Genomic DNA, 10,086 nt, shown 5'->3' on the forward strand with positions numbered 1-10,086 from the left:
CTCGACGAGGTCGGCCGGGGCGATCTCCACGTCGAGGCCCCGCCGGCCGCCCGAGACGTAGACGGTGTCCCACAGCTCGACGGTCTCGTCGACGACGGTCGGGTGCTGCCGCTTCTGGCCGAACGGCGAGATGCCGCCCGCGACGTACCCCGTGGCCCGCTCGGCGTCCTTGACGTCGGCCATCGCGGCCTTCGAGGCGCCCACCGCACGGGCCAGGGCCTTGAGGTCGAGCCTCCCGCTCGCCGGCACGACGGCGACGACCAGGCGGCCGTCGGCGTTCGCCATCAGGGTCTTGTAGACCCGGTCCGGGTCGAGCCCGAGCTCGCTGGCCGCCTCGAGCCCGAAGGAGCTGCTGCGCGGGTCGTGGGCATACTCGTGCAGGGTGTGTGCCACGCCGGCCGCCCGGAGGGCCAGCACCGCAGGACTCATGCCACCCCACGAAACCGGGCGGAGGGGCGCTTCGCGCTGGGGCCGCACGTTTGCGCGGGGACCCCGGAAGAACTCAGTTGGGGCTCCACCGGGTGCGGGCCACATCGGTGGCCGGCAGCGAGGGGAGCACGTTCATGGCGCGGAGCTCGCCCCGGAGGAGGTCGGTGACCAGCCGGAGGCGGTCCGCGGCGTCCTCGGCCTCGAGGAGCGCCTGCCGCTCCTGGAGCGGGAGGGGGGCGCAGGCGGCGAGCGTCCAGGAGAGGTACGACGGGTCGCGGGGCAGCTCTCCGGAGTAGGGGTCGGTGCGGATGTCGGCCAGCGCGGCCCGGTAGGCGGTGAAGACCTCGCGAGCCCGTCGCAGGAGCTCCTCGGGGACCTCAGCGGTGGTCTCCGGGCAGTCGACGACCTGGCCGACCGGGAAGGCACCGCTGGTGTCGAGCCGCTCGAGCTGGATCCGGTCGAGCCCGACCGCCACGATCGAGAACGTCCCGTCCGGCCGCGCCTCGACCTCGGTCAGCTGCACCCGGCAGCCGACCCGGAACAGCGACTGCGAGCCGTGCTCCCCGACCTCGTAGCCCTCACGGATGCCGACCGACCCGAACAGCCGCTGCGTCGGGTCCTCCACCCGCAGCAGGTGGTGGACCAGCGCCCGGTAGCGGTCCTCGAAGACGTTGAGCGGCACGCTCACCCCGGGGAAGATCACCGCGTTGAGCGGGAACATCGGAAGGGACGTGCTCACCTTCCCGACATTAGCCCCGCAGCCACGCGAGCACGGCCAGCACCCGCCGGTGCTCGTCCGGGGTCTGGTGCAGGTCGAGCTTGGTCATGATCCGTGCGATGTGGGTCTCCACGGTCTTCACGTCGATGACCAGCCGGTCCGCGATCGCCCTGTTGGAGAGCCCCTGCGCCATCAGCTCGAGCACCTCGCGCTCCCGCCCCGAGAGCCGGGCGAGCTGGTCGGCGAGCTCGTTGCGCCCGAGCAGGTGGCCGACCACCTCGGGGTCGAGCACGGTCCCGCCGTCGGATATCGATCGCAGCGCGTCGAGGAGCACGCCGACGTCGGTGACGCGATCCTTGAGGAGGTAGCCGAAGCCACGGGCATGGGTTCGCGCCAGATCGGTCACATAGCGGCTCTCCAATGACTGCGACAGCAGCAGGATGGCGAGCCCCGGTTGCTGCGTGCGGAGCTCGAGCGCCGCCTTGGCGCCCTCATGGGTGAACGTCGGAGGCATCCGGATGTCGACCACGGCCACGTCCGGGCTGGTCGCCGCCACCAGGCCGACCAGCTCCTCTGCGTCCGCCGCCTTGCCGACCACCTCCACACCAGCCTCGGTGAGCAGCCCCGCCAGACCGTCACGGAGCAGCCCGGAGTCGTCCGCGATCACGACCCGCACGGGAGCACCGCCTCCAAGGTCGTCCCGGCCGTCCCCGAGACGATCGACAGCCGGCCGCGGGCAGTCTCGATCCGGTCACGCAGTCCTCGAAGGCCCGGGCCGTCGGGGTTGGCTCCACCGTGCCCGTCGTCGCACACATTCAAGCGGAGGTGGCCGTTCTCGCGGGCGACGTCGACCCTGATGGTGTGGGCGCCCGCGTGCTTCTGGGCGTTCACGACCGCCTCACCGATCACCGACCACGCGGTGAACTCGGTGCCAGGGTCCAGCCGCCCGCACTCGACATGTAGCCGCAACGGCACCGGCGAGTGTCGGGCGAGGTCGTCCAGCGCGGCAGTGAGGCCGCCGTCGGCCAGCGCGGCCGGGTGCAGGCCGTTGGCGAGCGCCCGGAGGTCGCGGACCGCGGCCCGGGCCGAGTCCGAGCCGTCCGCGAGCGCCTGCCGCATCCGCTCGGGGTCGCCGTTGAGCCGCGCGGTCTGGAGGTCCATGGCCAGTGCGAGCAGCTGTTGCTGTGCGCCGTCGTGCAGGTCGCGCTCGATGCGCCGACGCTCCTTGCGCTGGGCCGCGGCCAGCCGGCGCCGGGAGGCGTCGATCTCCTCGATCCGTTGCGCCAGCTCGGCCCGGAGCCGGATGTTGTCGAGCTCGGCAGCGGCCAGCTCCGCCGCGCGGTGAACGGTGTCGGCATCGGTGTGCTCGGGGTCGTAGCCGATCCGGGCCACCACGCGGTCGTGCCGCTGGACGTCGATGTGCACCCCGGAGGCGGCTGGGCTTCCGTCGGCTCGGAGCCACGCGCCGTCGCCGCCCGGGTAGGCCACGGTGAGCGTGGGATCGGCCAAGGCTTCGCGCAGCACCGCCTCGACGTCGATGCCGGCGCCCTGGGCGGCCAGAGCCGACCCGATCAGGTGCCGGGCGTCGTACGCGCGCCGGTTGAACCGCCGGTCGGCCTGGTCCTGGAGCCAGCGCCGCAGCGGGAAGGCCAGGCTGGCCGCGACCACCGCCCCGATCGTGGCTCCAGCCGCGGGGGAGACGTGGCCGCTCGGCATCGCGCGTGCGCCGAGCCAGACCATGAGCGCGTACGCCGCCACCAGGATCGTGCTCAGCAACACCCACGTGACCGTGGTCGCGACGATGCGCTCGACGTCGTAGAGCCGGAACCGGAGCACCGACAGGCCGGCTGCGATCGGGACCAACGTGACGAAGGCGGCGCTCGCCACGACGGTGACGGAGTCGTGGTCGTAGTACGACGCGACGTAGGCGAGCACCACGAAGACCGGCATCGGGAGCACCACGAGGACCAGCCAGAGCATGCGCCGCCGCTCCTCGCCTCGCGAGCGGCGGAAGCGGACGACGAGGGACACTGCCGAGACGATGAGGCCCACTCCGAGCAGACTCACCAGGACGGTCTTCACGAGGTCCGCGGCCGGCTGGAGGCCCGCCACCTCGAACGGGTTCGCGACGTCCTGGAACGGCGCGTCGAACGGCTGCTCGGACGGGATCGACAGGAGCAGGCCCAGAGCCCCGATGGCCACGGTCGCCCGACCGGCCGCCCGCCATCGTGACGACAGGTAGTGACCATCCGGGGTCAGGAACAGGATCAGCGCGATCGGTAGGAACCAGAGCATCCACTCGCGGTCGGCGACGAACGCGGCCGCCGCGCCGCCGGGCAATGGTCGGTCCCGTGCGGCGAAAAGGGCATACGCGGCGTAGCCGTCGATCGGGCCGGCCAGGGAGATGACCACTCCGAGGACGAGGAAGAGCCAGCCCACGGGGTGTGAAGGGTGGTTGACCGCGATGACGGCGCCGACGGTGGCAGCAGTGACGGAGGCGACCACGAACAGCCAGACGTAGTCCGAGGTGCCGGCCAGGTCGGCCCGTCCGTTGACACGGAGCAGGTGGTCGGTCCACGCCCCGGCCAGGCCGGCGGCCATCGTGACCGTGAGCAGGGCGGCCACGATGACGGTCGCGCGGCGCCTGCTCACGCCACTCATGGTGACAGCGATATCGGGGTTAGGCGTCAGGGTCAGCCCTCATCAGAGTCCCGGGTGTGCTCCGACGCGCCAGGCGCGTCCCGGTCGCGACCGTTGGGTGCATGACTACGACAGCACCTGCCCCGAAGCCCACCGTCGCCACGTCGAACCTGCCGCGCCGCCGCACTCTCGTCCTGCTCGCCCTCTCGTTCGTCACCGTCTTCGTCGTTGCCCTCGCCACCGGGGCGGACACCGACCCGGACTCCTCCCTGCCCACCATCGAGTCGGCGTACGACCAGAGCCACGTGGCGTTCATGGTCACCGGCTACGCCGCAATGGCGGCCTGTGCGGTCCTGATCTTCCTCGGCGTCGCTCTTCGCGCCGCGCTCCGCGGACGCCGGCCCTCGTGGACCGCGGATGCGGCGATGCTCGGCTTCGTCGTGATCGCACTGACGGTCGCGTCGTGGGTCGTCTCAGGGCTGGCCCTCTGGCACGCGGTCGACCAAGGTGAGAACGCCTCGGTGCGCACCCTCAACTTCGTCGACACCTCCAACTTCCTGCCGTTGATGGTGGGGATGATCTGTGCCTACGTCGGGGTGGGCACGGCCGGGCTGAGGTCCGCCACCTTGCCGGCGTGGCTCGCCATCGCGTCCATCGTCGTCGGCCTCCTTGCGCCTCTCGGCCCGCTGGGGTTCGTCCCGGCCATGCTGCTGCCGATCTGGCTCGTCGTCGTCTCGGCGCTCGTCGGTGTGAGCGACCGGGAGCCCGACCCTTCGTAGAATCGGCGGCATGATGCGCCGGATCGACCTGCGCGGCCGGCGTCCCGACGACTACCGGGACGTGGTGCCGCGCGCCGACTTCGACATCGAGGCGGCGGTCCCGGCGGTGCACGCGATCTGCGAGGCGGTCCGCACCCGCGGGCTCGAGGCGATCCTGGAGATGTCGCAGCTCTACGACGGCGTCACCCAGACCGACATCCGGGTGCCGCCCGAGGCGCTGCAGGAAGCGCTGGCGAACCTCGACCCCGACGTCCGCGCGGGGTTGGAGGAGTCGGTCCGGCGGCTGCGGACCACCTGCGAGGCCGAGCTGGAGCAGGAGGCCACCACCGAGCTGGGCGCGGGCGCGCGCGTGACGCACCGCAAGGTGGCGGTCGGCCGGGTGGGTCTCTACGTGCCCGGCGGCATCGCACCGCTGGTCTCCAGCGTGCTGATGAACGTCGTCCCCGCGCAGGTGGCCGGCGTCCGGTCTATCGCGCTCTCGTCGACCCCCCAGAAGGAGCACGGCGGGCTGCCGCACCCGACGATCCTGGCCGCCTGCGCGCTGCTCGGGGTGGACGAGGTCTACGCCGTCGGCGGGGCCCAGGCGATCGCGATGTTCGCCTACGGCGTCGGCCCGTGCGCCCGGGTCGACCTCGTGACCGGTCCCGGCTCGATCTGGACGGTGACCGCCAAGCGGCTGCTCAAGGGCCGGGTAGGCATCGACTCCGAGGCCGGGCCGACCGAGATCCTGGTGCTCGCCGACGAGACGGCGGACCCGGCGTACGTCGCCGCCGACCTGCTCAGCCAGGCCGAGCACGACCCGCTGGCGGCGGCGGTGCTGGTCACCGACTCCGGGCCGCTGGCCGACCGGGTCGCCGTCGAGCTCGAGGCCCAGGTGCTGGCGACCAAGCACACCGAGCGGATCCAGAGCTCGCTCTCGGGGCGCCAGTCCGGTGTGGTGCTGGTCGACGACCTCGACCAGGGCATCGACGTCGCCAACGCCTACGCCGCCGAGCACCTGGAGATCCACACCGCCGACGCGGCTTCGGTGGCCGGCCGGATCCGCAACGCGGGCGCGATCTTCGTGGGGCCACACGCACCCGTCTCGCTCGGCGACTACTGCGCCGGCTCCAACCACGTGCTGCCCACCGGCGGCTGCGCCTGCCACTCCTCGGGGCTGTCGGTGCGGGCGTTCACCAAGTCGGTGCACGTCGTCGACTACTCGCGCGAGGCGCTGGCCGAGGTGGCCGGCCACGTCGTCACGCTCGCGGAGGCCGAGGACCTGCCCGGCCACGGCGCCGCGGTCCGTGTCCGGTTCGGGGGCTGAGCGATGTCGTGGCCACCCCTCCGCGACGAGCTGAAGGGGCTGGCGCCCTACGGCGCGCCGCAGCTCGACGTGCCGGTCCAGCTCAACGTCAACGAGAACCCCTACGGTCCCTCTGCCGACTGCGTCGCCGACATCGCGGCCTCGGTCGCCGAGGTGGCGGGCAGCCTCAACCGCTACCCGGACCGGGAGCTCACCGAGCTGCGCACCGCGCTGGCGGGCTACCTGTCCCAGGACACGCCACACGGCATCAGCCCCGACCAGGTGTGGGCGGCCAACGGCTCCAACGAGGTGATGCTGCAGCTGCTGCAGGCCTACGCCGGACCGGGCCGCACCGCGCTCAGCTTCGCGCCGACGTACTCGATGTATCCCGAGTACGCCCGCGACACCAACACCGGCTGGGTGGTCGGCCACCGCGAGGAGGACTTCTCGCTCGACCTCCACCACGCCCGCGCGCTGATCGAGGAGACCCGGCCGGCCGTCGTGCTGCTGCCCAGCCCCAACAACCCGACCGGTACCGCACTCCCGCACGAGGCCATCTCGCTCCTGTGCGACGCGGTGGCGGGCGCCGGGCAGGGCGGGCTGCTGGTCGTGGACGAGGCCTACGGGGAGTTCCGCCGGGCCGGGGTGCCGAGTGCACTGGAGCTGCTGCCGGCGCACCGCAACCTCGTGGTCACGCGCACGATGAGCAAGGCGTTCGCCCTGGCGGGCGCCCGGCTGGGCTACCTGGCCGCCGACCCCGCGATCTGTGACGGCATCCGGGTGGTCCGGCTGCCCTACCACCTCTCAGCGGTCACCCAGGCGGTGGCGCTGGCGGCCCTGCGCCACGAGAAGGAGCTGCTGGGCAAGGTCGACGAGCTCCGCGCCGAACGCGACGCCACCGTGGACTGGCTGCGCGAGCAGGGTCACCGGGTCGGGGACAGCGATGCCAATTTCGTCCTGTTCGGGGTCTTCGGGGATCGTCATGCTGTCTGGCAGGGGCTGCTCGACCGCGGCGTCCTCGTGCGTGAGGTCGGCCCGGAGGGATGGCTGCGGGTGTCGATCGGCACCCCGGAGGAGATGGCGTCGTTCAGACTTGGTCTCACACAGGTGATGGAGGAGCAGGCATGACCCGCACAGCTCGCATCGAGCGGCAGACCAGCGAGTCCAAGGTGCTCGTCGAGGTCGACCTCGACGGCACCGGCCGCCACGACGTCTCCACCGGGGTCGGCTTCTACGATCACATGCTCACCTCGTTCGCCCGGCACGCGCTGGTGGACCTGGTCGTCCAGACCGAGGGCGACACCCACATCGACGCGCACCACACCGTGGAGGACACCGCGATCGTGCTCGGCCAGGCGCTCCGCGAGGCGCTGGGCGACAAGGCCGGCCTCCGCCGCTTCGGCGACGCGACCGTGCCCCTGGACGAGGCGCTGGTCCAGGCGGTCGTCGACGTGTCCGGGCGCCCCTATTGCGTGCACACCGGCGAGCCGGAGGGGCAGCAGTACGTCACGCTCGGGGGTGACTACCTCGGCTCGCTGACCCGGCACGTCTTCGAGACGCTCGCCTTCCACGCCCACATCGCGCTGCACGTGCGCGTCCTCGCGGGCCGCGAGCCGCACCACATCGTGGAGACGCAGTTCAAGGCCTTCGCCCGGGCCTTCCGCGACGCGATCGCGCTCGACCCGCGTGAGACCGGGGTCCCCTCGACGAAGGGCACACTCTGAAGAAGGTCGTCGTCCTCGACCACGGCTCGGGGAACCTGCGCTCCGCCGTACGCGCGGTCGAACGGGCCGGCGCGTCGGTGACCCTGACCGGCGACCGGCACGCCGCCGAGGAGGCCGACGGGCTCGTGGTGCCGGGCGTGGGCGCGTACGCCGCCTGCATGGCGGGCCTCCGCGCGGTCGACGGCCCGCGCGCCATCGGGCGCCGGCTCGCGGGCGGCCGGCCGGTGCTCGGGATCTGCGTGGGCATGCAGGTGCTGTTCGAGCGCGGCATCGAGCACGGCGTGGAGACCGAGGGCTGTGGCGAGTGGCCGGGCCTCGTGGAGCGGCTGCAGGCGCCGATCGTCCCGCACATGGGGTGGAACACGGTCGAGGTGCCGGCCGGCTCCGCGATGTTCGCCGGCGTCGAGGGGGAGCGGTTCTACTTCGTGCACTCCTACGGCGTCCGCCGCTGGGAGCTCGAGACCAACGGCCGCACGCGCGCCCCGTTGGTGGCCTGGACCGAGCACGGTGGCGACCGGTTCGTCGCCGCGGTGGAGAACGGCCCGCTCTGGGCCACTCAGTTCCACCCCGAGAAGTCCGGCGACGCCGGCGCGGGGCTCCTTCGCAACTGGGTGGAGCGGTTGTGAGGGCGGTGGGAGTGGGAGTTTCGTCGGCTGGCCGACGGAACTCTTCCCGGGACGACGAAGCTTCGTCGTCTCGCCGAGAGCTTCGTCGGCTGGCCGACGGAACTCCCCCCGGAGCAGCGACATGAGCAAGGAGCGGCAGAAGCGGCGGGCCGAGAGGGAGGCAGCAGCCCTCGCGGTGGCCGAGCAGCAGGCAGCGGCCGCCGAGCGTCGAGTCCGCAAGGACGCGCGCCGGGAGCGGCTCACCGGCTGGGTCCCGAGGCCGGCCGCTCGGCCGGGCGGGGTGCTGGCGGAGAAGCGGCGCCGCCAGGCGGGGTTCACCCTCGCGGTGCTGGTGGCGTTCAACCTGCTGGTCTACGCCTTCACCCAGGACTGGTACGTCACCGGCCTGACCGTCGTCGCCAGCGTGCTGGGGGCGCCGATCGTCCACATGATCCTGACCCGGAAGGGCTGAGGGCTTGAGCCAGAACTCGGACAACAAGTACCTGGAGCTGCTGCCTGCCGTCGACATCGCCGGTGGCCAGGCAGTCCAGCTCGTGCAGGGGGTGGCCGGCTCCGAGAAGCGGTTCGGCGACCCGGTCGAGGCCGCGCTGCGGTGGCAGGAGGCCGGTGCGGAGTGGATCCACCTCGTCGACCTCGACGCGGCGTTCGGCCGCGGCCACAACCGCGAGCTGCAGGCGAGGATCGTCGGCACCCTGGACATCAAGGTCGAGATGAGCGGCGGCATCCGCGACGACGAGTCGCTCGAGGCCGCGATGGCGACCGGGTGCCGCCGGGTCAACATCGGCACCGCTGCGCTGGAGCAGCCGGAGTGGTGCGCCAAGGCGATCGCGACGTACGGCGACCGCGTCGCGGTCGGGCTCGACGTCCGCGGCCGGACCCTGGCGGCCCGGGGCTGGACCAAGGAGAGCGGCGACCTCTACGAGACGCTGGCCCGGCTCGACGACGAGGGGTGCGCGCGCTACGTCGTCACCGACGTCAACAAGGACGGCATGCTCCAGGGGCCCAACCTGCAGCTGCTCCGTGACGTGTGCGCGGCCACCGACCGCCCGGTCGTGGCCTCGGGTGGTGTCACGACTCTCGACGACATCCGGGCGCTCATGGAGCTCGTGCCGCTGGGGGTCGAGGGCGCCATCGCGGGCACCGCGCTCTACGAGGGGCGGTTCTCGCTCGCCGAGGCGCTCGCCCTCACCAAGGGCGTCGCATGAGCCTCGCCGTACGCGTCATCCCCTGCCTTGACGTCGACGGCGGCCGGGTGGTCAAGGGCATCAACTTCAAGCAGCTCCGCGACGCCGGCGATCCGGTCGAGCTGGCCCGCACCTACGACGCCGAGGGCGCCGACGAGCTCACCTTCCTCGACATCTCGGCCTCCCACGAGGGCCGCGCCACCACGATGGACATCGTCTCGCGCACGGCCGAGGAGGTCTTCATCCCGCTGACGGTCGGTGGGGGAGTGGGCTCGGTCCAGGACGTCGACCGGCTGCTGCGGGCAGGGGCCGACAAGGTCGCGGTCAACACCGCGGCGATCCGGCGGCCCGATCTCGTCGCGGAGATCGCGGACCGCTTCGGCAACCAGGTGCTCGTGCTGTCCGTGGACGCGCGCCGGGTCCCGACAGGCTCGAGCAGCGAGTGCCCCTCGGGATTCGAGGTCACCACGCACGGCGGACGGCAGTCGGCCGGGCTCGACGCGATCGAGTGGGCCGCCCGGGCCGCCGAGCTGGGCGCGGGGGAGATCCTGCTCAACGCCATGGACGCCGACGGCACCCAGGACGGCTTCGACCTCGAGCTGATCCACGCCGTACGCCGCGAGGTCACCATCCCGGTCATCGCCTCCGGTGGCGCGGGCCGGGTCGAGCACTTCGCGCCGGCCGTCGTTGCCGGTGCGGAC

The 10,086-nt window shown here is 72.4% G+C and carries 12 protein-coding genes; 8 read left to right on the forward strand and 4 right to left on the reverse strand.

The annotated features are described in order from the left end of the window. The 4 genes from ybaK to VFV89_RS05525 all read right to left on the reverse strand — a co-directional run. Positions 1–429, reverse strand: a 429-nt coding sequence (gene ybaK / locus VFV89_RS05510) for a Cys-tRNA(Pro) deacylase (RefSeq protein ID WP_329704906.1), incomplete at its 3' end; no start/stop codon positions are given. A 73-nt stretch (positions 430–502) separates the two neighbouring features. Beyond that, a complete protein-coding gene (locus VFV89_RS05515) occupies positions 503–1,168 on the reverse strand; it encodes an LON peptidase substrate-binding domain-containing protein (RefSeq protein ID WP_329704907.1) in 666 nt (221 codons plus the stop codon). 10 nt (positions 1,169–1,178) lie between these two features. Continuing rightward, the gene (locus VFV89_RS05520) at positions 1,179–1,823 is read right to left on the reverse strand and encodes a response regulator transcription factor (protein ID WP_329704908.1); all 645 of its coding nucleotides are present in this window, start codon (positions 1,821–1,823) and stop codon (positions 1,179–1,181) included. Further along, positions 1,811–3,799, reverse strand: a complete 1,989-nt coding sequence (locus tag VFV89_RS05525) for a sensor histidine kinase (protein WP_329704909.1) — start codon at positions 3,797–3,799, stop codon at positions 1,811–1,813. Before VFV89_RS05525 ends, VFV89_RS05520 begins: the two co-directional genes overlap by 13 nt. Positions 3,800–3,909: 110 nt before the next feature. Here VFV89_RS05525 and VFV89_RS05530 point away from each other — a divergent pair, with 110 nt between their 5' ends. The 8 genes from VFV89_RS05530 to hisF form a co-directional block, all read left to right on the forward strand. After that, positions 3,910–4,566 (forward strand): hypothetical protein, encoded by a 657-nt coding sequence (locus VFV89_RS05530; protein ID WP_329704910.1) that lies wholly within the window; start codon positions 3,910–3,912, stop codon positions 4,564–4,566. A gap of 10 nt (positions 4,567–4,576) precedes the next feature. Next, positions 4,577–5,872, forward strand: a complete 1,296-nt coding sequence (gene hisD, locus VFV89_RS05535) for a histidinol dehydrogenase (protein WP_329704911.1) — start codon at positions 4,577–4,579, stop codon at positions 5,870–5,872. Positions 5,873–5,875: 3 nt separating this feature from the next. Then, a complete protein-coding gene (locus tag VFV89_RS05540; RefSeq protein WP_329704912.1) occupies positions 5,876–6,979 on the forward strand; it encodes a histidinol-phosphate transaminase in 1,104 nt (367 codons plus the stop codon). Beyond that, positions 6,976–7,575 (forward strand): imidazoleglycerol-phosphate dehydratase HisB, encoded by a 600-nt coding sequence (gene hisB, locus VFV89_RS05545; RefSeq protein ID WP_329704913.1) that lies wholly within the window; start codon positions 6,976–6,978, stop codon positions 7,573–7,575. Before VFV89_RS05540 ends, hisB begins: the two co-directional genes overlap by 4 nt. Beyond that, entirely contained in the window at positions 7,572–8,201 is a 630-nt protein-coding gene (gene hisH, locus VFV89_RS05550; RefSeq protein WP_329704917.1) for an imidazole glycerol phosphate synthase subunit HisH, read from the forward strand. The genes hisB and hisH overlap by 4 nt, the downstream gene beginning before the upstream one ends. 121 nt (positions 8,202–8,322) lie before the next feature. Continuing rightward, positions 8,323–8,652, forward strand: a complete 330-nt coding sequence (locus VFV89_RS05555; protein ID WP_329704914.1) for a hypothetical protein — start codon at positions 8,323–8,325, stop codon at positions 8,650–8,652. Positions 8,653–8,656: 4 nt separating this feature from the next. Continuing rightward, positions 8,657–9,406, forward strand: a complete 750-nt coding sequence (gene priA / locus VFV89_RS05560) for a bifunctional 1-(5-phosphoribosyl)-5-((5-phosphoribosylamino)methylideneamino)imidazole-4-carboxamide isomerase/phosphoribosylanthranilate isomerase PriA (RefSeq protein WP_329704915.1) — start codon at positions 8,657–8,659, stop codon at positions 9,404–9,406. Further along, positions 9,403–10,086: imidazole glycerol phosphate synthase subunit HisF (gene hisF / locus VFV89_RS05565; protein ID WP_329704916.1), on the forward strand; the 684-nt coding region annotated here is incomplete at its 3' end. The genes priA and hisF, both read left to right, overlap by 4 nt.

It is taken from the genome of Nocardioides sp., from assembly GCF_036274455.1.
Classification (GTDB): Bacteria; Actinomycetota; Actinomycetes; order Propionibacteriales; family Nocardioidaceae; genus Nocardioides.

Coding starts and splice junctions, on each gene's coding strand:
- hisD (WP_329704911.1), top strand. CDS start 4,577: ATGATGCGCCGGATCGACCTGCGCGGCCGGCGTCCCGACGACTACCGG.
- VFV89_RS05555 (WP_329704914.1), top strand. CDS start 8,323: ATGAGCAAGGAGCGGCAGAAGCGGCGGGCCGAGAGGGAGGCAGCAGCC.
- VFV89_RS05540 (WP_329704912.1), top strand. CDS start 5,876: ATGTCGTGGCCACCCCTCCGCGACGAGCTGAAGGGGCTGGCGCCCTAC.
- hisB (WP_329704913.1), top strand. CDS start 6,976: ATGACCCGCACAGCTCGCATCGAGCGGCAGACCAGCGAGTCCAAGGTG.
- VFV89_RS05530 (WP_329704910.1), top strand. CDS start 3,910: ATGACTACGACAGCACCTGCCCCGAAGCCCACCGTCGCCACGTCGAAC.